Consider the following 23108-nt stretch of genomic DNA (forward strand, 5'->3'; position numbering starts at 1 on the left):
AGCCATAACCATGCCCAGTACACTTTTAATTTAAAAACGTTGCTGGGCATGGCTTTAAGGTTAGTCTATTTTTTCAAGCTCTTGTGCGAGCTGCTTAGATTCATCCCCCCTTGGCGTGGTAAAGCGTGCTAAGCCTAAGTAAATTACCGGAGTAAGGTAAAGCGTAAACAACACCGCAAGTGCTAAGCCGCCAAACACCACCCAGCCAATTGCATTTCGGGCCTCAGCCCCTGCGCCTGTAGAGAGAATTAACGGCAATGCGCCAAGTAGAGTAGATATAAGGGTCATCGTAATTGGGCGTAAACGTACCAGCGCAGCTTGCTCAACTGCTTTTCTGACCGTTAAACCTTGATCGCGTAATTGGTCTGCAAATTCAACAAGCAAAATTGCGTTTTTAGCGATTAAGCCTATCAGCATCACTAAACCAATTTGAGAGTAGATATTTAACGATGTGCCGGTTAAATAAAGCGCTAATATGGCCGAGGTAATACCAAAGGGAACGGTTATCATAACCACAATGGCACTATTTACATTTTCAAATTGAGCAGCCAATACTAAAAATACAATTAAAAAAGCAAGTACATAAGTTACAAGTACTTCGCTGGATGTTTCTTCATACGTTAGCGCTTCGCCTTTAAACGCAAGTGCAATACCTGGCTCTAACGACTGCTCAGACACTGTTTTTATTTGCTCTACTAAAGCAGCAATGGTTAACGATTCTGGCAACTCCATGCTGAGCTCTATAGAGCGGCGCTGGGCATGACGTTCAAGCTCTGCAGCCACGCCTTCTTCAGAAATATACGCCACACTACTTAATGGTACTAAACTGCCATTACCCGCTCTGATGTATAAATTAGCCAAATCACTTGGACTGTTTATGGTTTGGTTTTGCGCTTGGAGTATAATTGGCACAGACTGATCGCCAATGTTTAAATCTTCTACATCGTCGCCATTTATTGCTGCGCGCAAGGTAATGGCAATGTCGTCTAGCGATACACCGAGCTCTTGTGCACGGCGTCTGTCTATATTTACTCTTAGTTGTGGTTGCGATGGCTGATAAGAAATACGCACAGGTGCCACCTCAGGAACGGCTTTTTCTAATGCCGCAGAAAACTGCTGAGCCGCTTTAAATATTTGCAAATAATCTTGCCCAAGCAACGCTATTTCAACGCCTCCCCCTTGGCCTCGTAAATTTAAACTATTAGCCCCACCTGGGTAAGCCGGTGCTCCTGGAATATCGCCAAGTGGCTGGCGTATCTTATTAATAATTTCTTGTTGGCTAAAATGGCGCTCATCCCAATGCTTTAATGGCACAGTAATAAACACAATATTAGGGTCCCATTGGCCTACCACAGTATAAATAGACTCAATTTCGCCGCTATCGACAAACGGAAGTAAAATATCTTCCATTTTTATCGCTTGCCTATCCATAAAGTTTAGCCCTACACCATCTGGGCCACGTGCAAATATACGAATTTTTCCTCGGTCTTCTGTGGGCAAAAGCTCGCTGTCTAAACTGGCGTACAACGCCCCTGAGCCTGCTGCAACCAATAAACAGAGCGCAAACGTAAGCCATGCATGGTTAAGCACTTTATGAATTGTTTTTGTATAAATACCACCCAACCAATGGCCTAGTTTAGCAAATGGGTGAAAACCGCCCTGCTTTAACTTTAATTTGGAGGTAAGAGCAGGCACTAATGAAAGTGCCACAAAGCTTGATATAATTACCGCACCGGCAAGTACTCCACCAAACTCTCTAAATAAGCGACCGGCAGTAGAGGGTAAAAACGCAATAGGTATAAATACAGCGGCAAGTACAGCCGTGGTTGCTACAACAGCAAAAAACACCTCGCGCGTGCCTATTACAGCAGCTGCCCGACGCCCTAAACCTAGCCCCCGCTGGCGCTGAATATTTTCACTTACTACTATGGCATCATCAACAATTAAGCCTGTGGCTAATACAAGCGCCAACAAGGTTAAAATATTTATTGAAAAACCCAGTGCCCATATAAGTGCTAAAGAACCTATTAAGGCAACAGGAATAGCAAAAGCAGGCACTAAAGTGGCGCGCCAAGAGCCAATAAATACCCACAAAGTCACAATCACTAACAATACTGTAAGTAATAAAGAGTAAATTACTTCATCTACTGAGCTTCTTATAAATTGTGCGTCATCGGAGGTAAGTGTAAATTCCATTTCTGGAAAGCGCGTTTGCATGCTTGTAATAAGCTTGAGCACTTCATCTGATATTTCAATTGTATTTGATTGAGCTTGTCGAATAATTTCCATACCAATAACGGGCTTACCGTTTAGCCTTACCATAGAGCGCGGATCGGCAGGGCCAAAATACACAGCCGCAATATCACTAATTCGGGTATCGCCTTGTATTATAATATCGCCAACTTGATCTGGAGTAATAGAGGTTGCATCGGCACGTACAATAATTTGCTGATCGTTTGACTTTAAACTCCCTGCTGGCACATCAAACGGTGCTTGGCTAAGCACTTGTGCTACATCGGGCACTGTTAAATTAAAGCTACTTAGTTTTAGCGGGTCTATTCGTACTCTTAATACGCGTTCTCTATCTCCGTTTAAGCGTACATCTGCGACACCCGGAATAGTTAAAAATTGCGGCGCTAAGTCAACATTTACACGCTCGGTAAGTGCTTCAAGCGAGAAACTTTCACTTGAAACAGTCAGAGATACAACTGCTTCGGCGTCGTTGTCGGCTTTAATAATAGAAACACGCTCTACTTCCTCTGGAAGGTCTCGCTCTACACGTGCAACAGACTCACGCGTTTCATTCGCGGCGTCATCTAAATTTATGCCTGGTCTAAATTCGACCACAATACGTGCATTTCCCTCTTCACTTTGTGCGCGTATTGATTTAACGCCACTTACACGCGCTACTGCGCCTTCTAATTTGCTGGTTACTTCGGTATCAACGGTCTCAGGCGAGCCGCCAGGAAATGGCGCCGAAACCGTAATACGTGGTCTATCTACATCAGGAAGCTCTCTTACTTCAACACCCGCAATAGCGGCAATACCTGCAATAATAATTAATAAGTTAAGCACCACAATAAGTACTGGGCGGCGAATCGCCATTGAGGGTAAGTCTTGCATCATAGGTTGCTGTTTCATACCTACTCCTGCGTATCTTGCGCGGGTAAATTAAAGCTTAGCTCTTGACCTGCACGTAAGCGTTGTACCCCTTCAATTACTAAAATATCGCCTTTATTTAACGGCCCAGAAACCAATAATCGCCCCGCCAAGCGCTGCTCTATTTTTACATCAACACGTGTGGCTTTTTTATCAACGCTGGTCCATACATACGGGCCTGTTGCACCCCACAGTAATGCAGCCTCAGGAACTGCAGCAAAATGCTCGCCTAACACTTCAATATGTACTCTAAAGCTCATACCAGGTAAAAATTGTTGTTTTTCATTATTTAGCTTGGCTTTAACACGTAAAGTACGAGTTTGTGGGTCTACGCGTGAGTCTAAATAGGCAATATCAGCGTTAATGGCAGTGTCTGATTGCCAAGGAAACACCGTTAAGCTGCTTTTATTACGCAGCATACTGATAGCCGACTCCGGTGCGTTAAAATTTATGTACAGGCTTGTTGTGTCATCTATTGTGGCAATGGGTGTTTGCTCGGTTATTCTATCGCCTACCTCAACATCTGTTAAACCCATAATGCCATTTATTGGCGCAATTACTTTTCTGTCTTCAAGCTCAGTTTGGGCCTGTATGAGAGTGACTTTGGCAAGCTCTACAACGGTTTTAGCATCATCAACATCGCTTTTAGGCACTGCGCCTTTGGCCTGACTTTGTTCTAATCGTTTTAGTATTCGCTGGGTGTCGGCAAGTTTAATTTTAGCCTCATCAAGCGCTGCTTTTTGCCTACGAGAATCAAGTTCGAGTAAAGTATCGCCTTTTTTTACTTTATCACCTGGCTTAAAAAAAACGCCTGTTACTCTATCGCCTACTGCGGGGTACATTACAACCGAATGTATTGCCTCTGTATTTCCTACCGCTTGCACTTGTTGTTTAGCACTTTCGAGGGCAATTTTTTGTACAACAACGTTCGCGCTCATTGCAGGAACGCTGAAAAACAGCAGCGAACTAAGCACACCGATTAAAAAGTTTTGCGATTTCAAAGTAACACCTTAATTAATTATTATTTCCATTACCTTACGAAGTCTAACAGCTGATTGATCAATAGGTAGGATAGAACGATAAATTAGCAAAACTACAAGATGAAATTAAATTGGTAATACCAATTAATCTTTGAAAAAAGGCGCCTAAAGACTAAGCATTTATACAAATACAGGCAGGATTAAACTAAAAAGTGGCTATATAAATAAAAAAGCCCAGTATAAACTGGGCTATGTAGATAATAGGTAGTTAAAGATTATTTACCGCGCTGGGCTTCTTTTTGTGCTTTTTTAGCTTCTTTACGTTGTTGTAAAACCGCTTGCGCTTCATTACCAATGTGCCCTTCACCACGTGCTTGTGCTAATTCTATTTGCTTTTGACGCTCAGCAAAACGAGCACGTTGCTCATCGGTTACATTATCAATACAGTGATGACACGAAACACCTTCCATGTATTCTGGCTTTTGCTTTTCTTCTTCTGTAATCGGCATACGACACGCATGACATTGATCGTAAGAGCCTTTTTGTAAATCATGATTTACTGCTACACGATTATCAAAAACAAAACACTCACCTTCCCACATTGTTTCTTCTTTTGGCACTTCTTCTAGGTATTTTAAAATACCGCCTTCAAGATGGTAAACTTCATCAAACCCTTGCTCTTTCATGTAAGCCGTTGATTTTTCGCAGCGAATACCACCGGTACAAAACATGGCTACTTTTTTGTGTTTTTCTGGGTCTAAATTTTCTTTAGCCCATTGAGGGAACTCTCGGAAAGTTTTGGTATTAGGATCGACTGCATTTTGAAAAGTGCCAATTTCAATTTCGTAATCGTTACGTGTATCAATCAAAATCACTTCAGGGTCTGATATTAATGCATTCCACTCTTTAGGCTTAACATAGCTTCCCACTACTTTTAGTGGGTCAACCCCTTCAACGCCCATTGTAACAATTTCGTTTTTTAGCTTTACTTTAGTGCGGTAAAACGGGCATTCATCATCGAATGATTCTTTAGTCACTATGTCTTTTAGGTTTTCTTGTGTGTCTAACCACGCAAGTAAGTTATCTATTCCTTCGCGCTTAGCTGATACAGTACCGTTAATACCTTCAGCCGCAAGCAATAAAGTACCGCGTACTTCGTTTGCTTCCATCACATCTAAAAGGGGTTTACGTAGCGCTTCAAAATTTGGCAAACCTACAAATTTGTACATTGCACACACTACAAAGTGCTCGTTTGTTACATCATCTTTATGAACAGCAGTCATTTTACTTCCTATTTTGCTTTGATAGCCTTAAGTGGCGTTTACCGAATCGTAAATCCGGCGCATATGGGGCGCGTATTTTACGCTTTTTATAATTAATTGCAAAAAATAGCGCGTTAGAATGGTTTTTACTGTCGGCATAACCCTTGTGTAAGCTATAATGCGGCCATTAATTTAAGTTGCACATTGGAGAACACGACTTTGCACTTTACTGATCTTGGGATTGATACTCGCCTTGAAACACAATTAGCACATCAAGGGATCACCCAGCCCACAGATATTCAAGCACATGCAGTGCCTACCGCACTTGCAGGGCATGACATTTTTGCTCAGTCTAAAACTGGGTCGGGCAAAACATTAGCGTTTTTATTACCTGCTGTTCAGCGAGTTATGAAACAAAAAGCGCTCAGTAAACGCGATCCACGTGTCCTCATCGTTGCACCAACCCGTGAGCTTGCAACGCAAGTATTTACGCAATTGCGTTTATTAATTGCGGGCACAAACATTAAAGCTGTAAAAATACTCGGTGGCGAGAACTTTAACGATCAAATTAAAGCCCTTCGTAACGACCCGCACTTTGTTGTGGCAACCCCTGGGCGTTTGGCCGATCACATCACAAAACGCTCATTACAATTAAGCGGGTTAGAGCTATTAATTTTTGATGAAGCCGACCGTATTTTAGACTTAGGTTTTACTGAACAGCTGAAAATGATTAACGAGCAAGCTAATCACCGCTTGCGCCAAACATTGTTGTTTTCAGCGACACTAGATCACGCTCAAGTAGATGCCCTTTCGCGTAATTTATTAAAAAAGCCAAAACAAATTACACTGAGCGCCGCTAACGAGCAACACAGTGATATTAAACAAACACTCTATTTAGCCGATCACCTTGATCATAAAGAAGCGTTACTTGAGCATTTTTTAAAACAAGATGATGTTGGCCAATGTATTATATTTACAGCAACCCGTGCCGATACCAGCCGTTTAAGTGAAGCATTAAATGCAAAAGCTTTTAAATCGGTGGCTTTAGCTGGCGATTTAACACAGAGCAAACGCCTTGAGATCATGGACTCGTTTAGCCGCGAAAACTTTAAAATTTTGATCACCACTGATGTTGCTTCGCGAGGATTGGACTTATTAAGTGTAACGCATGTAATCAATTTTGATTTACCAAAACACGCTGAAGAGTATGTACACCGCATAGGTCGTACAGGCCGCGCCGGATTTAAAGGTAATGCATTATCGCTAGTAGGCCCTAAAGACTGGGCAAGCTACTTAGCAATTAAGTCGTTTTTGAACGACGAGCTGGTTTTTGCAAGCGTGGATGGCCTTAAAGCTAAATTTAAAGGTATAAAAGAGAAAAAGCCTGCAACAGCTGCTGTAAAAACTAAAAAAGTTGCACAGGTGAAAAAGCCGCAAGTTAAACGCAAGGCAAAACCTAAAAAACCAGCTGCACCTATAAAAGCCCCGATGAACATTGATGGCAATTCACCAATGCGCCGTAAAAAAAAGCCTGAGCAGGAATAATTATGAGTTACCTAGGAACAACACAAACCTTATTTGTAAAAGAAGTGAGCAATGAAGGTGCTTACCTTGATGGCCACGATTTAGGGGAAGTGTTTTTACCAAAACACGAAATTAAAGATGAACTTGAAGCTGGCGATAGCATAAGCGTTTTTATCTTTTTAGATAATGCCAATTTACCTACAGCAACAGTAAAAAAACCCCATGCCCAAGTAGGTGAATACGCACTGCTTCGTGTTAAAGAAATAAATAGCATTGGCGCTTTTTTAGATTGGGGACTAGAGAAAGATGTTTTAGCTCCATTTAACGAGCAAAAACCACGTATGCAAGAAGGTCATTCTTACTTAGTTCGCTTATATTTAGATAATGCGAGCCAACGTATTTGTGCATCAAGCAACTTTAATCGCTTTTTATCAAAAGATGAGCCTAAGTACACTCATCTTCAAGAAGTTGATTTAATTGTTGCTGGTAAAACAGATATTGGCTACAAAGTGCTTATTGAAGAGTCTCACTTTGGTGTTGTGTTTTACAACATGGTATTTAAAAACTTATTTGTAGGGCAAAAGCTTAAAGGGTTTGTTCAAAAAGTACGAGAAGACGGAAAAATCGACGTTATACTTGAAAAGCCAGGCATGGGTAAAGTAAGTGAACTTGGCGATAAAATAATGGAAAAGCTTAAAAACGAAGGCGGCATACTAGCCATTGGTGATAAATCTGAGCCTGAGCTTATCAAAAAAGTATTTTCAACCAGTAAAGCTAACTACAAAAAAGCTATTGGTGGTTTATTTAAGCAAGGCTTGATAGACATAGAAGCCAAATCTATCCGCTTAAAATAGTTGTACACTTTTTATAAGCGCTAACATTATGTTGGCGCTTATAATTAAATTTTTTCTAAATAGTTTAATTAAATGATTATTCATAGATGATAAAACGTTTTGATGAACAAAAAAGTTATTTAGCTATTATCGCTAATGGTACTTATATTGCCCTATTCTCTGCCCTCACCTTCGCGTAAATAAAATTTTTTAAACAAACCTAACACTAGGTTTACCCTTCAAAAATAATTAGGGAATTACTAACAGGCATTAGCCCATAATACGCTTATACGGCAACGTACATTCTGTATATTGCTTTGAATAATCAAGTATCTCAGCTTTGGTTTCTAAACTGAGTGGCGCCAGCCTAAATACTTTATTTTCACATTCACTTTGTTTGTCGTCGTGATTTGAAATGCAATCTGACGTAGTTACGTTTTGGCGCGTTAAGCGCTCTTCATTTTTATAGCATAAGTGGTGTGCGTAGCCATGCATGGTTTGCTTAAATTCAAATAAATCGACAGGGTAATTTGCGACTAAGTCAGTAATCGTCGCTACTCCATCATAAGCTTTACTAGAAAAAACATATTTATTTACTGAAAAACCTGCAACAACAATTAAAATAGATCCAAAAATTAACTTCAAAATAAACCCCTTACTGCATTCTTAGTACTAATGTAGCATAAAAATGTATTCATAAAAGGGGTTTAGCACTAAATAATTGCTTTTTGTTAACTTAAACTAGTGATTTATTAACATCAGTTAAAGTTTGTACCGGATCTGACGATTGTGTGATCGGTCTACCAATCACTAAGTAATCGCTACCCGCTTCAATAGCTTGCTTAGGTGTCATAATGCGTTTTTGGTCACCCACATCACTACCAGCCGGACGAATGCCTGGAGTAACTAGCTTAAACTCGCTACCTAATTGTGCTTTTAGCGCTTTCGCTTCTTGGGCAGAACATACTACGCCATCAAGCCCTGCTTCTTTTGTTAATTTAGCTAAATGAATAACTTGATCTTGCGCTGATTTTTCAACACCCAAACGCTTTAGTTCAGCTTCGTCCATGCTGGTTAGCACTGTCACTGCTATTAATAAAGGTGCTTTATCACCAAACTTTTCAAGTGCCTGCTTTGCCTTATTCATCATTTCAAAACCACCTGATGCATGAACGTTTACCATCCAAACGCCCATATTAGCCGCTGCGGTGACCGCTTTTGCCACTGTATTAGGGATATCATGAAATTTTAAATCTAAAAATACGTCAAAGCCTAAATCGATTAACTGTTTAACGAATGCAGGGCCAAAATAAGTAAACATTTCTTTACCTACTTTTAAGCGACACGTATCTGGTGAGAGTTTTTTTACAAAATTAAGAGCCGCGTCTTGTGAATCGTAATCTAGGGCAATAAGAACTTTTTTTGTATCTTCTAAAGACATAACTATCCTAATGAATGGCAGTAAAGTTATAAATAGTTGGGGGTTATTAAAATCCGTCTAGGCCTCTACTTGGCACAATGGTTTCCCAATGTTTACAAGATGGGCAGTTCCAATAAATAGTGTGGCTTGTAAAACCACAATGTTGGCATTGAAAGTCTGGTTTTGTAGCTATATACGACGTAACTAGCTTATCAATTTCATCAAGTACTTCTTTGGTATTTGGATTTTTATCACCCATTAGCTGTAGTAAAAAACTAAAACCTCGAATTGTAGGCTGACGTTTTAAGCTGTCGGTTAAAAACTCAAATGCCTGTTTAGTATTTCCTTGCTCTAACAGTGCTTGGCAATGTTTTATTTTTATTAGCACCCCACCTTTATCGAGCAAGTCACATAATAAATCATGAAACTGATGTGTTAAATTTAACTGCTTATAACTATGTGCAAGCTGGTCAATAAACAAAGGCGCAAATAACGTAAATTGGCAAACGAGTTCACGCCAATAGTAAATTGCTTTTACGTAGTCTTCACTTGTGTAAGCCGATAACCCTAATTCGTACAAAGGGCGAACCGCTTTGTAATTTAAGCTAATGGCTTTGTTCATTAATTGCGGTTTATTTTCGCTTAAGGCAGCTTCGCTGTAAAAATTAGCAATTGCTTTAAAATGCTGCTCTTTAACGAATAACTCACTATGGGCTTCGAACATATTAATGCCCTTTTCCCACTCTCGGGTTTGCGAGTATAAAGTAATAATTGGGTCAAGTGCTTGTTCATGCCCAGCTTTAACAAGCCACACTAAATGCTCTTCTGCACCGTCTAATAAGCCGGCCATAATATAATCTTCGGCTAATTCTAGACGGCTAGCTGCGGCTTGTTGTTCATTTAAACTTGGGTGTTTTAAAAGGAGTTCATGAATTTTTATTGCGCGGTCAAGCTCACCTCTTCGGCGAAACATGGTAGCAAGAGTTGAGTAGTGGTCAACAGAGTCAGCAGCCACTTCTAATAGGTTTATTAGGTGCTCTAAGCCCTGATCTTCTTCTCTGTCTAGTAAAAACTTTAAGCCTTTACTGTATTCTGAAGTGATTTGGCGGTTGAGTTGATGAGCTTGGTTTTTTGCACTATTTTTGCCCATAATCCAGCCATAACCGGCAGCAACAGGCAGTAGTAAAAACAAAAGCTCAATCATGATTAGGTGTCTTTATTAGCAATAAGCTTACTATTATTTTTTTCTGGCGCTAATTGTTTTTTTAAGCGGTAATTTTGCCACTTTAATTTAGAAAACAATTTAAAGCTAATAAAACACCCTATTATTACACCCAGTATAAAGCAGATACTTATTATTACAGCGAGTGGCAAGGTATTACTGGCAATAATATAATTGATTTGTACTAATTGTGGATTTTGAGAACCCAATAAAAATGCGCAAAATAGGCATAGTACAACCAGAATAATTTTTAATACCTTAAACAAGTAACTACTCCAACTGGTTAACTAGGCAATACTCTCGTTTACGCGGTCGCGTAATTCTTTGCCTGGTTTAAAATGAGGTACATGCTTACCATCAAGCTCTACTGTATCGCCAGTCTTAGGATTACGACCTGTGCGAGGAGCGCGGTAATGCAAAGAGAAACTACCAAAACCTCTGATCTCAATACGATCTGAAGTAGATAATGAGCCGGCCATTTGTTCAAGAATTTCTTTTACTGCATTTTCAACATCTTTCACTGGGACGTGTGCGTGCTGTTCGGCAAGTGTTTCTATCAGTTCTGACTTAGTCATAGCGTTTCCTTAAAGAGAATAGTGGAAGGGCAAAACTGCCCTTCCAATTAAAAACTAATTAGTAATTAGTCTTTTTGTGCATTTGCGAAAGCAGCTGCCATTGCGTTTTCAAACACTGGCTCTTCTTTCTTAAGCTTCTCTAGTACTTCTTTCTCTTCTGCTTCGAAAAGAGCTTTAACAGATAAGCTTAAAGTGCGGTTCTTACGATCAACGCCAACGTATTTAGCTTCGATTTCGTCGCCTACAGAAGCAACAGTTGTTGCATCTTCAACGCGCTCTTGAGCGATATCAGCTACACGGATGTAACCTTCAACGCCTTCGATAAGCTCTACAGTTGCGCCTTTCGCATCAACTTCAGTCACTTTACCTTTAACAATAGCACCTTTTTTGTTTGCATCAAGGTAGTTATTGAACGGGTCAGCTTCGATTTGCTTAACACCTAGAGAGATACGTTCACGCTCTGGGTCAACTTGCAATACGATAGCAGTGATTTCGTCGCCTTTCTTGAATTCACGTACAGCTTCTTCGCCAGGCGTGTTCCAAGAAATGTCTGAAAGGTGTACAAGACCATCAATACCACCGTCAAGACCGATAAAGATACCGAAGTCAGTGATTGATTTGATCTTACCAGTAACTTGGTCGCCTTTGTTTTGTAGACGAGCAAATTCCTGCCAAGGATTAGCAATACATTGCTTAAGACCAAGAGAAATACGACGACGTTCTTCGTCGATTTCAAGAACCATAACTTCAACAGTGTCACCTAGTGAAACAACTTTTGAAGGGTGGATGTTCTTGTTAGTCCAATCCATTTCAGAAACGTGAACTAGACCTTCAACGCCTTCTTCGATTTCTACGAAGCAACCGTAATCAGTAAGGTTAGTTACACGACCAGAAAGCTTAGAACCTTCTGGGTAACGACCAGCGATAGCTGCCCATGGATCTTCGCCAAGCTGTTTAAGGCCTAGAGATACACGAGTTTTATCTTTGTCGAATTTAAGAACTTTAACTGCGATTTCGTCGCCAACATTAACGATTTCTGAAGGGTGCTTAACACGCTTCCACGCCATATCAGTGATGTGTAGTAGACCATCAACACCACCAAGGTCAACGAATGCACCGTAGTCAGTAAGGTTCTTAACGATACCTTTAACTTCTTGACCTTCAACAAGGTTAGCAAGAAGCTCTTCACGTTCTTGTGAGTTTTCAGATTCGATAACTGCACGACGTGAAACAACAACGTTGTTACGTTTTTGGTCAAGCTTGATTACTTTAAATTCAAGCTCTTTGCCTTCAAGGTGAGTTGTGTCACGTACTGGACGAACATCAACAAGTGAACCAGGTAGGAAAGCACGGATTGAATCAACTTCAACTGTGAAACCGCCTTTAACTTTACCGTTGATAACACCAGTAACAGTCTCTTGCTCTTCACATGCTTTCTCAAGACGGATCCACGCTTCGTGACGCTTCGCTTTCTCACGAGAAAGGATAGTTTCACCGAAACCGTCTTCGATTGCATCTAGTGCAACATCTACTTCGTCGCCTACAGCAACTTCTAGTTCACCAGCAGCATTTTTGAACTGCTCTGCAGGGATAGCACTTTCTGATTTAAGACCAGCATCTACAAGTACAATGTTATTCTCGATAGAGATTACTGTACCTTTAACAATAGAGCCTTGCTCTGCTTCAAAACCCTTTAAGCTTTCTTCAAATAACTGCGCAAAATTTTCTGACATACGAATATACGTCTCATATATTAATACCAATAAGCAACCATGCTGCATGGGGTTGTTAAAATAGCACTGGCGTCCTGCTGGTGCATAAAATGTGTTTAGCTTCGTTTAGGAAGCTTGCCTTGTGAGATAGCAATATCTACTAAAGTTATAACTTTATCAAACACTTGCTGAGCGTTAAGCTCGCTTGTGTCTATTTCAATTGCATCATCAGCAGGAACAAGCGGCGCAACGGTGCGATTCATATCGCGCTCATCACGAGCTTGAATGTCCTGTAATAGACCACTTAGTGTAACATCAAGGCCGCGCTCATTCAACTCAACATAACGTCTGCGCGCGCGTTCTTGTGCACTAGCGGTTAAATATATTTTTAATGGTGCGTCTTGAAAAACCACGGTGCCCATATCTCGGCCATCAGCAATTAAGCCCCGTTCGGTTTTAAACGCACGCTGGCGTCGAAGTAGCGCTTCACGTACACGCGGTAATGCAGCCACTTTTGAAGCAGCTGCCCCAACCTCTTCATTACGAATTGTCGAGGTTACATCTTCGCCTTCTAAAATAACTTTTCCAGCATTAGTTTGGCTATCAACCAAAAACTGCACATCTAAGTTTGCAGCAAGCGGGACAAGCGCTTCTTCGTTGTCTAATGCTATTTGGTGATGAAGTGCGGCAAGGGATAATACACGGTAAATTGCGCCGCTATCCAATACATCCCACCCCAATTTGTCGGCTAACAAGCGACAAACAGTTCCTTTACCTGAACCACTTGGGCCATCAACGGTGATTACGGGCATTAATAACGCCTGCATTTAAAACCTCCTGCAATGCACACCTAAATAAAACCGCGATATTATACGTCACTTCTGCAAATAGATCCGCTTTAGTGTGTAACTTTTTATAATTATTTATAAAAAACCTACTCACTCACTGATGCTAAAACCTTGAAAAAGGTTGGAAAAGTTTTATATGTACACTTAGGATCGTTGATTGTAATAGGCTTTCCGCCTACGGCAACCATTGCAAAACACATCGCTATACGGTGATCGTCATACGTATCTATAGCCACATCATTGAATGTACTCGGTGGTGTAATTTCGATAAAATCTTCACCCTCTACAACCTCGGCACCCACTTTACGAAGCTCAGTTGCCATAGCATATAAACGGTCGGTTTCTTTTACACGCCAGTTATAAATATTGCGAATAGCCGTAGGCCCTTTAGCAAATAAAGCAACCGTAGCAAGTGTCATTGCCGCATCAGGGATAGCGTTAGCGTCAATATCTACACCTTTTAATTCACCTTTACGAACAACTAAACGCTCGTCATACCATTTTATTTCAGCGCCAACTTGTTCCATCACTTTAGCAAAACCAATATCACCTTGAACTGATTTAGCGCCCACGCCTTTAATTTCAATTTCGCCACCGGCAATAGCCGCTGCCGCAACAAAGTAAGACGCTGATGATGCATCACCCTCCACCATAATTCGCTCTAGTGATTGGTATTGTTGGCCGCCTTTAACTTTAAATGTTGTATAGTCGCTGTGCTCAACTGTCACCCCAAAACGTGCCATTACATCTAACGTAATATCAATATAAGGCTTAGATACCAAAGTACCCTTAATGGTAATTTGCGTATCACCACTAAATAAAGGGGCAGCCATTAGCAATGCTGTTAAAAATTGGCTAGAAATACTGCCATCAATTTCAACAGTACCGCCTTTAATTTGCCCACCAATTATTTTTAGTGGTGGGTAGTCTTTATGCTTTGTGTAGGTAATATCGCCACCAAGTGCTTGTAGCGCATCGACCAAGTGTCCTATTGGGCGCTCTTCCATGCGCGGCTCACCTATAAGCTCATACTCCCCTGCTACAGCAGCGAGTACCGCTGTTAAAGGACGATACGCTGTACCTGCATTGCCTAAAAATAAAGGGTCACTTGGGGTTTTAAATACACCGCCAACCCCTTCTACGGTTGCCACAGTGCGATCATCATTAAGCGTTACGTTAACACCTAGTAGTTTTAATGCACCCAACATATGGCGAATATCATCGCTATCTAGCAAGTTTTCTACAACAGTAGTCCCTTGAGCCAGCGCTGCTAATAATAAAATACGGTTTGATAGGCTTTTAGACCCTGGTAAGGTCACACTGCCATTTACACGAGAAATAGGCTCTAAACGAAGTTGTTCCATTAGCTGTGCTCCTGTGCAAATGCCGCCATAAAGTCAACCAAGGCTTGCACACCTGCAAGTGGCATTGCGTTATAGATACTTGCGCGCATACCGCCTACAATTCGGTGCCCTTCTAGGGCAAGTAAGCCGGCTTCTTTAGATTGCGTTACAAACTTTTCGTTTAAGCTTTCATCGTTTAGCCAAAACGGTACATTCATACGCGAACGACAATGCGTCGCTACTTTATTAGTATAAAAAGGCGATTCATCAATAAAGTCATAAAGCAGCTTAGCTTTAGCAATATTTTGTGCTTCCATTGCCTTAACGCCACCATTTTGCTCTAGCCATTCAAATACTTCGGCCGCTAAATACCATGCAAAAGTAGGCGGTGTATTAAACATGCTGCCTTGTTTTGCTTCAAGTGCGTAATCTAAAATACCTGGTTTAGCTAAACCTTCACGCTCAAGTAATGTTTTGCGAACAATAACAATAGCTATACCTGATGGACCTATATTTTTTTGTGCACCGGCATAAATTAAATCAAATTTATTTACGTCAATTTCACGCGACAAAATAGTCGATGACATATCAGCAATAATAGGTGCCGTTGGGTGGCTCGGCACATCAAAAATCTCTAAGCCGTCTACTGTTTCATTTGGGCAGTAGTGAATGTAAGATACATCTGCAGGTAAGTCCCACTGCGCCACTTCTTTTATAGAAAACAGCCCGTTTGCGTCATTTCTAACGTTGATTGAGTGGGTTTGAGTAAATTTATTAGCTTCATCAGTGGCACTTTTAGACCAAACGCCGTTCTCGCAGTAAACCGCCGTTTTACCATTTTGATGTAAATTTAATGGCACAGCGCTAAATTGACCGCGGCCACCACCGTGCATAAATAACACTTCAAATTCATCGCTAATGTTCATTAAACGACGAAGACTGGCTTCGCATTTTGCTGTAAGCGCTAAAAAATCTTTACTACGATGGCTAATTTCCATCACAGATACGCCTAAGTCTTGCCAGTCTAAAAATTCTTTTTGTGCTTTTTGCATAACAGCTTGTGGAAGCATAGCTGGCCCCGCACAAAAATTATATTTACTCATTACCTTTGCCTCATTCCAGTAATTTAAACTCTTTTGATAAACAAAAAAGGATTATTAATTTTTTTCAACATGATTAAAAAAAGCGGCCTTAGCCGCTTTTTCAATTTCAGTTATTCAGAAGGTGGATTATCATCCGTTGCTTCTTCATTTACTGTATCAACCGTTTCAACGTCTTCAATATCAACTAAGTCACTGTCTGTAACTTCAATCTCTTCGATACGTTGTAAACCAACTACTTGCTCTTCGTCAATAGTTCTGATCAAAATAACACCTTGGGTGTTACGTCCAACCGTCGATACTTCATTAACGCGGGTACGTACTAGCGTGCCACGGTTTGAAATAATCATTATTTCGTCGTTGTCGTCAACTTGTACAGCGCCAACTACTGCGCCATTACGCTCACTCACCTTAATAGATACAACACCTTGTGTCGCACGGCTCTTAGATGGGTAATCTTCAAGTTGAGTACGTTTACCGTAACCATTTTCAGTCACAGTTAAAATAGCACCGTCAGACTTAGGCACAATTAACGACACTACGCGTTGGTCGTCGGCCATTTTAATACCACGAACACCGGTAGCAGTACGACCCATAGGGCGAACACCTTTGAAACGAATTTCAGGGTTGCCTTCTTCGTCGAGTACCGGGTTGCCGTTTTCATCAACAACAGCAGACTCTTCCGCTTCTTTAAAGCGTACCACTTTACCTGCATCAGTAAACAACATAATTTCGTTGCTACCGTCGGTAATATCAACCCCAATTAGGCTATCGCCTTCGTTAAGGTTTACCGCAATAATACCGCTTGCACGTTGACGGCTGTATGCCGTTAGTGGTGTTTTCTTCACAGTACCAAATGCAGTTGCCATGAAAATGTATTTATCTTCTTCGTACTCGCGTACAGGTAAGATAGCAGTAATGCGCTCATCATCTTCGAGTGGCAGTAAGTTAACAATTGGCTTACCGCGAGCGGCGCGACTAGCCAGTGGTAACTGGTATACTTTAAGCCAGTACAAACGACCCGCAGTAGAGAAACATAAAATGGTATCGTGGGTATTAGCCACTAAAAGACGCTCAATGAAATCTTCATCTTTCATCTTCGTTGCTGACTTACCTTTACCACCACGGCGCTGCGCTTCGTAATCAGACAATGCCTGATACTTAACGTAACCTTCGTGCGATAGGGTCACAACAACATCTTCTTCGTTAATTAAATCTTCAAGGCTAATATCGTGCGCTGCCGCGTTAATTTCTGTGCGGCGCTCATCACCATATTGCTCTTTAATTTCTACTAACTCATCACGAATAACTTCCATTAAACGCTCAGGGCTACCTAAAATGTGTAGTAGCTCAGCAATTAAATCTAACAGCGATTGGTACTCTGCTAAGATTTTTTCATGCTCAAGACCGGTTAGTTTGTGTAAACGTAAATCAAGAATTGCTTGTGCTTGCTGCTCAGAAATATAGTACTGACCATCGCGAATACCCAGCTCACTTGCCAGCCAATCTGGGCGTGCTACGTTGTCTTCGCCTGCTTTTTCAAGCATAGCTTGTACGTTACCTAAGTCCCATGGGCGAGCTGTTAAGGCTACTTTAGCCTCAGCTGGGGTTGGCGATTTACGAATAAGCTCAATAATTGGGTCGATGTTGGCAAGCGCAATCGCTAAACCTTCAAGGGTATGAGCACGGTCGCGCGCTTTACGTAAATCAAATACGGTACGGCGTGTAACCACTTCACGGCGGTGAATAACAAACTCTTCAAGCATTTCTTTTAAGTTGAAACACTTAGGTTGGTTGTTAATTAATGCAACCATATTCATACCAAACACAGTTTGTAACTGAGTTTGTGAATATAAGTTGTTGAGGATAACTTCACCTACATCACCACGTTTGATCTCAATAACGATACGCATACCGTCTTTATCTGATTCATCACGTAGTGCGCTAATGCCTTCAATTTTTTTATCTTTAACAAGCTCAGCAATTTTTTCAATTAAGCGCGCTTTGTTAACCTGATAAGGAATTTCGTGCACGATAATGGTTTCGCGGCCTGTTTTTTCATCGGTTTCGATGTCGGCGCGTGCACGCATGTACACTTTACCACGGCCGGTTAAATAAGCATCTTCAATGCCTTTTTTACCATTAATAATGGCCGCCGTTGGGAAATCAGGACCCGGAATGTAATCCATTAATTCATGAATCGTTAAATCAGGGTTTTGAATAAGCGCTAAACAACCATTAACCACTTCAGTTAAGTTATGAGGTGGAATGTTTGTTGCCATACCTACCGCAATACCCGATGAACCGTTAACAAGTAAGTTAGGCACTTTGGTTGGTAAAACGTCAGGAATTTGTTCGGTACCGTCGTAGTTAGGAACGAAATCAACCGTTTCTTTTTCAAGATCGGCTAATAACTCATGCGACATTTTTGCCATACGTACTTCTGTATAACGCATTGCCGCTGCTGAATCACCATCAACCGAACCGAAGTTACCTTGGCCATCTACAAGCATATAACGTAGTGAGAATGGCTGTGCCATACGCACGATGGTGTCATAAACTGCACTGTCGCCGTGTGGGTGGTATTTACCGATTACGTCACCGACCACACGGGCCGATTTTTTGTAAGGCTTATTCCAGTCATTACTAAGCTCGTTCATTGCAAACAAAACGCGGCGGTGAACAGGTTTTAAACCATCACGTACGTCTGGTAATGCACGTCCTACAATTACGCTCATTGCGTAATCAAGGTAGGAGTTTTTTAACTCGTCTTCAATATTGACTGGCAGAATTTCATTGGCGAGATCAGTCATTTGATATCACATTCCTTCAGTATCAGCTCTTAGCAACCCGGTATTAGGCGCCAAGAGTATTTGTTATTATTTCTAAGCGACCATGCTATCACAATTAATTTAAATTTACAGGCGCAAAACTTTGCGATTTATCAATTTAGCCCTATATAATGGCCTCAGATTGACGAGGAAGTATTTTATGACCGAACATCAAAATGTAGATAACGCAGAAATAGCAAAATTTGAAGCCATTGCAGAGCGATGGTGGGACCAAGACGGAGAGTTTAAACCTCTTCACGAAATTAACCCATTACGATTAGACTTTGTGGCTAACAAAACCCAAGGCTTATTTGATAAAGAAACACTCGATGTAGGCTGTGGTGGCGGCATTCTTAGCGAAAGCATGGCACGCATGGGCGCACACGTAACCGGTATAGACATGGGCCAAGAGCCACTCACCGTAGCAAAGCTTCATAGCCTAGAAACCGGTGTAAATGTTGACTATATAAAAGTACCTGCAGAAGAATTTGCAACCCAGCACCCTGCTCGCTTTGATGTAATAACCTGTATGGAAATGCTAGAGCACGTACCTGACCCTGCTTCTATTATTCATGCAGTCGCAGAGCTTGCCAAGCCAGGGGCTGATGTTTTTTTCTCAACCCTAAATAAAACGCCTAAAGCTTACTTGTTTGCTATTGTAGGTGCTGAAAAGCTGTTAAAAATGGTGCCTGAGGGCACACACGATCACAACAAATTTATCAAACCTGCACAACTTATTGCATGGGCTGAACAAGCCGGTTTAAAAGTACGTGCCAGTGCTGGCCTAGGCTACAACCCGCTTTCTAAGCAGTATTCATTAAATACAGATGTGAGTGTTAATTACATTCTTCATTTTGAGAAGTTAGCATAATGGCTAGCTCTCATACCCCCTTAACTCCTTTTGAGTATGACGCTTTCTTATTTGATTTAGATGGCACCTTGCTTGATACAGCAGACGATTTAGGTGCTGCTTTAAATGCCGTACTTAAAAGTGAAGGTGTTGCGCAAGTTACGCCTGAAGCGTATAGAAAAGTAGCGTCTAATGGCGCCGGCGCATTGCTTGAACTTGGCTTTAAAGCGCAATGGGCATCGCAACCACAAACTGAACGTATAAAACAGTTAGTCAGCCACTACAGCCAAAACCTAGCTACACACACCCGCTGCTTTGAAGGCATAGAATCATTACTCATAGCCCTTGATAACCAAGGTATAAAATGGGGAATAATGACTAATAAGCCCGGGTTTTTAACCGATCCATTAGTGGCTGCTATACCCGCTTTAAAAAATGCACGCGTTGTGGTCAGTGGCGATACCCTCACCGAGGCTAAACCATCACCTTTACCCTTACTACACTGTACAAAACTGATGAACGTAGATCCTAAGCGTTGTTTATACATAGGTGATGCTCAACGTGATATAGAAGCAGGTAAAGCCGCAGGTATGCACACAGCAACAGCGCTTTGGGGCTTTATACCAAGTATTGATGAGGCCAAGGGCTGGGAAGCCGATTTTAACTGGCACAGCCCTATTGATGCTTTTAACCATATATAGTGCCATGTAAATTATTAAACACTATATATTGTGATTGTGTTAGTTTTTATGCAAAGCTTGTTGATAAAAAAAGCAGTCGAAATTTATTTTCAAAATGCATAAATTTAGCAGATCATTAGTTGATTTTTAGCTATTTCAACTTAAATGATTGTTCGAAGGTGAGTGACTACTAACACAAATACGTTATCCCAAAGTTATCCACAAATAGGGGCAATTATGTCCCTTGCAAATCAGCTCAGACCACACTATCTTGTGATCTCTAAATTGAACAACACCAGATATTGTGGCCAAATGTTATTCAATTAAATTCGCCAATACGGTGAAACTTATAATAAATGAATACGTACCTTGCTTTAGCGAGGTATAAAGCATTGGTCAAAATACACAATTCCCAAGGAATACAGGCAAAGCTATGAACCAACAGTTATCTGTAAGCAAGCGTGACGGGCGTAAAGAGCCTTTAGATCTTGATAAGATCCATCGCGTTATTGAATGGGCCGCCGAAGGTTTAAACAACGTATCGGTTTCACAGGTTGAATTAAAGTCACACATTCAATTTTACGACGGTATTCGTACAAAAGACATTCACGAAACCATCATTAAAGCAGCAGCCGATCAAATTTCAAAAGAGTCGCCTGACTACCAGTACTTAGCTGCCCGCTTAGCTGTATTCCACTTACGTAAAAAAGCGTATGGCCAGTTTGAGCCACCACGTTTATTTGATCATGTTACAAAAATGGTTGAAGACAAACGCTACGACGCTCATTTACTCGTTGATTACACAGAGCAAGAGCTTGATGAGCTAGATGCTTATCTTGATCATTCGCGCGATCTTAACTTTAGCTACGCAGCAGTAAAGCAGCTTGAAGGTAAATACCTAGTACAAAACCGCGTAACGGGTGAGATTTACGAAAGCGCCCAGTTTTTATATATCTTAGTGGCTGCTAGTTTATTCTCTGACTACCCGCGCGAAACACGTACTGACTACATCAAACGTTTTTACGATGCAGTATCAACGTTTAAAATCTCTTTACCTACGCCAATTATGTCGGGTGTGCGTACCCCTACGCGTCAGTTTAGCTCGTGTGTACTTATTGAATGTGGCGACAGCCTTGATTCAATTAACGCCACATCATCTGCCATTGTTAAGTACGTTTCACAACGTGCAGGTATTGGTATTAACGCCGGCCGTATTCGTGCATTAGGTAGCCATATCCGTAATGGCGAGGCGTACCACACTGGTTGTATTCCTTTTTATAAGCACTTTCAAACAGCGGTTAAAAGCTGCTCGCAAGGTGGTGTACGTGGCGGTGCTGCAACGTTATTCTACCCGCTTTGGCATTTAGAAGTAGAAAACCTACTGGTACTTAAAAATAACCGTGGTGTTGATGATAACCGTGTTCGTCATTTAGATTACGGCGTACAGTTTAATAAACTAATGTATTCTCGTTTAATTAAAGACGACTACATTACGTTATTTAGCCCATCAGATGTGCCTGGCCTTTACGATGCATTCTTTGAAGACCAAGACGAGTTTGATGCGTTATACGTAAAATACGAACAAGACGAGTCTATTCGTAAAAAGCGTATTAAAGCGATTGAGCTTTTCTCAATGTTCGCACAAGAGCGTGCCAGCACAGGTCGTATTTATTTACAAAACGTGGATCACTGTAATACGCACAGCCCGTTTATTTCTAAAGTGGCGCCAATTCGCCAATCTAACTTATGTTTAGAAATTGCATTGCCAACTAAGCCGTTAAATAACGTAAACGATGAAGAAGGCGAAATTGCACTTTGTACGCTATCTGCATTTAACCTAGGCGCTATTGAGTCACTTGATGAACTTGAAGAGCTTGCTGAGCTTGCAGTACGTGCACTTGATAACCTACTTGATTTCCAAGACTACCCAGTACCGGCTGCACGTAATGCCACTATGGGCCGTCGTACGTTAGGAATAGGCGTAATTAACTACGCGTACTACCTTGCTAAAAATGGTAAGCGTTACTCTGATGGCAGTGCTAATGCACTGACTCACAAAACGTTTGAAGCAATTCAATACTACTTAATGAAGGCATCAAACGAGCTGGCTAAAGAGCGTGGCGCGTGTCCTAAGTTTAACGAAACAACGTACTCTCAAGGTATTATGCCAACTGATACGTACAAACGTGACCTAGATAAAATTTGTGATGAGCCACTGCACTTAGACTGGGATTCGTTACGTGCCAGCATTAAAGAGCACGGCATGCGTAACTCAACACTTAGCGCATTAATGCCTTCAGAAACATCGTCGCAAATCTCTAACGCAACTAACGGTATTGAGCCACCACGTGGTCACATTAGCGTTAAAGCAAGTAAAGACGGTATTTTAAAACAAGTAGTTCCTGAGTACGAACGCTTAAAAGATAACTACGAGCTGCTGTGGGATATTCCATCAAACGATGGTTACTTACAGTTAGTGGGCATAATGCAAAAGTTTATTGACCAAACTATTTCGGCCAATACTAATTATGATCCAAACAAATACGAAGGCGGTAAAGTACCTATGAAAGTCTTATTAAAAGACTTACTAGGTGCATACAAGCTTGGTGTTAAAACACTTTACTACCATAACACCCGTGATGGCGCATCAGATGCACAAGACGACACTCCAGAAGTGGAAGATGATGATTGTGCAGGCGGCGCGTGTAAAATTTAATAGTTAAACTTAAAGCGGGCTCTTTGCCCGCTTTGTCCTGATAGTTTTAGTGA

At 41.2% G+C, this 23108-nt stretch carries 18 protein-coding genes; 5 read left to right on the top strand and 13 right to left on the bottom strand.

Annotated elements, in window-relative coordinates:
• Nucleotides 1-60: 60 nt before the first annotated feature.
• The 3 genes from PSH48_RS08290 to trhO all read right to left on the bottom strand — a co-directional run bounded on the left by PSH48_RS08290 (nt 61) and on the right by trhO (nt 5422).
• On the bottom strand, nt 61-3141 hold the full coding sequence (locus tag PSH48_RS08290) for an efflux RND transporter permease subunit (protein WP_273609516.1): 3081 nt from the start codon (nt 3139-3141) through the stop codon (nt 61-63).
• Between the two features lie 2 nt (nt 3142-3143).
• Nucleotides 3144-4160, bottom strand: a complete 1017-nt coding sequence (locus PSH48_RS08295; protein ID WP_264389579.1) for an efflux RND transporter periplasmic adaptor subunit — start codon at nt 4158-4160, stop codon at nt 3144-3146.
• Nucleotides 4161-4414: 254 nt separating this feature from the next.
• On the bottom strand, nt 4415-5422 hold the full coding sequence (gene trhO / locus PSH48_RS08300) for an oxygen-dependent tRNA uridine(34) hydroxylase TrhO (RefSeq protein ID WP_138685112.1): 1008 nt from the start codon (nt 5420-5422) through the stop codon (nt 4415-4417).
• Between the two features lie 198 nt (nt 5423-5620).
• Between trhO and PSH48_RS08305 the strand changes: the two genes are divergently transcribed.
• The gene (locus PSH48_RS08305) at nt 5621-6946 is read left to right on the top strand and encodes a DEAD/DEAH box helicase (RefSeq protein ID WP_273586580.1); all 1326 of its coding nucleotides are present in this window, start codon (nt 5621-5623) and stop codon (nt 6944-6946) included.
• A 2-nt stretch (nt 6947-6948) separates the two neighbouring features.
• Entirely contained in the window at nt 6949-7779 is an 831-nt protein-coding gene (locus tag PSH48_RS08310; RefSeq protein ID WP_273586579.1) for a CvfB family protein, read from the top strand.
• 249 nt (nt 7780-8028) lie between these two features.
• Here the strand turns inward: PSH48_RS08310 and PSH48_RS08315 are convergent, their stop codons facing one another.
• The 10 genes from PSH48_RS08315 to gyrA form a co-directional block, all read right to left on the bottom strand.
• Nucleotides 8029-8403, bottom strand: coding sequence for a hypothetical protein (locus tag PSH48_RS08315; protein WP_004587876.1), 375 nt, complete (start codon nt 8401-8403; stop codon nt 8029-8031).
• Between the two features lie 91 nt (nt 8404-8494).
• The gene (gene pyrF, locus PSH48_RS08320) at nt 8495-9199 is read right to left on the bottom strand and encodes an orotidine-5'-phosphate decarboxylase (RefSeq protein ID WP_273586578.1); all 705 of its coding nucleotides are present in this window, start codon (nt 9197-9199) and stop codon (nt 8495-8497) included.
• Nucleotides 9200-9245: 46 nt separating this feature from the next.
• Nucleotides 9246-10382, bottom strand: a complete 1137-nt coding sequence (gene lapB / locus PSH48_RS08325) for a lipopolysaccharide assembly protein LapB (RefSeq protein WP_004587874.1) — start codon at nt 10380-10382, stop codon at nt 9246-9248.
• Nucleotides 10383-10384: 2 nt separating this feature from the next.
• Nucleotides 10385-10666 (bottom strand): lipopolysaccharide assembly protein LapA domain-containing protein, encoded by a 282-nt coding sequence (locus PSH48_RS08330; RefSeq protein ID WP_004587873.1) that lies wholly within the window; start codon nt 10664-10666, stop codon nt 10385-10387.
• A gap of 21 nt (nt 10667-10687) precedes the next feature.
• A complete protein-coding gene (ihfB, locus tag PSH48_RS08335; RefSeq protein WP_004587872.1) occupies nt 10688-10975 on the bottom strand; it encodes an integration host factor subunit beta in 288 nt (95 codons plus the stop codon).
• A 65-nt stretch (nt 10976-11040) separates the two neighbouring features.
• Entirely contained in the window at nt 11041-12708 is a 1668-nt protein-coding gene (rpsA, locus tag PSH48_RS08340) for a 30S ribosomal protein S1 (RefSeq protein WP_004587871.1), read from the bottom strand.
• 95 nt (nt 12709-12803) lie between these two features.
• Complete coding sequence (gene cmk, locus PSH48_RS08345) at nt 12804-13514, bottom strand: (d)CMP kinase (protein ID WP_004587870.1); 711 nt, start codon at nt 13512-13514, stop codon at nt 12804-12806.
• Nucleotides 13515-13621: 107 nt separating this feature from the next.
• Nucleotides 13622-14899: a 3-phosphoshikimate 1-carboxyvinyltransferase gene (gene aroA / locus PSH48_RS08350; protein WP_273611335.1), complete on the bottom strand. Its 1278-nt coding sequence runs from the start codon at nt 14897-14899 to the stop codon at nt 13622-13624.
• Nucleotides 14899-15981 (bottom strand): 3-phosphoserine/phosphohydroxythreonine transaminase, encoded by a 1083-nt coding sequence (gene serC, locus PSH48_RS08355; RefSeq protein ID WP_273611336.1) that lies wholly within the window; start codon nt 15979-15981, stop codon nt 14899-14901. Before serC ends, aroA begins: the two co-directional genes overlap by 1 nt.
• 110 nt (nt 15982-16091) lie before the next feature.
• The gene (gyrA, locus tag PSH48_RS08360) at nt 16092-18791 is read right to left on the bottom strand and encodes a DNA topoisomerase (ATP-hydrolyzing) subunit A (RefSeq protein ID WP_024034094.1); all 2700 of its coding nucleotides are present in this window, start codon (nt 18789-18791) and stop codon (nt 16092-16094) included.
• Nucleotides 18792-18969: 178 nt separating this feature from the next.
• Here gyrA and ubiG point away from each other — a divergent pair, with 178 nt between their 5' ends.
• The 3 genes from ubiG to nrdA all read left to right on the top strand — a co-directional run bounded on the left by ubiG (nt 18970) and on the right by nrdA (nt 23055).
• The gene (gene ubiG / locus PSH48_RS08365; RefSeq protein ID WP_004587866.1) at nt 18970-19680 is read left to right on the top strand and encodes a bifunctional 2-polyprenyl-6-hydroxyphenol methylase/3-demethylubiquinol 3-O-methyltransferase UbiG; all 711 of its coding nucleotides are present in this window, start codon (nt 18970-18972) and stop codon (nt 19678-19680) included.
• Nucleotides 19680-20360: an HAD family hydrolase gene (locus PSH48_RS08370; protein WP_273611337.1), complete on the top strand. Its 681-nt coding sequence runs from the start codon at nt 19680-19682 to the stop codon at nt 20358-20360. The genes ubiG and PSH48_RS08370 overlap by 1 nt, the downstream gene beginning before the upstream one ends.
• A gap of 412 nt (nt 20361-20772) precedes the next feature.
• Nucleotides 20773-23055 carry a class 1a ribonucleoside-diphosphate reductase subunit alpha gene (gene nrdA / locus PSH48_RS08375; protein WP_054982452.1) on the top strand — a complete coding sequence of 761 codons (2283 nt, stop codon included), beginning with the start codon at nt 20773-20775 and terminating at the stop codon, nt 23053-23055.
• Nucleotides 23056-23108 lie beyond the last annotated feature (53 nt).

The organism is Pseudoalteromonas sp. Angola-4, assembly GCF_028599265.1.
GTDB lineage: Bacteria > Pseudomonadota > Gammaproteobacteria > Enterobacterales > Alteromonadaceae > Pseudoalteromonas > Pseudoalteromonas atlantica.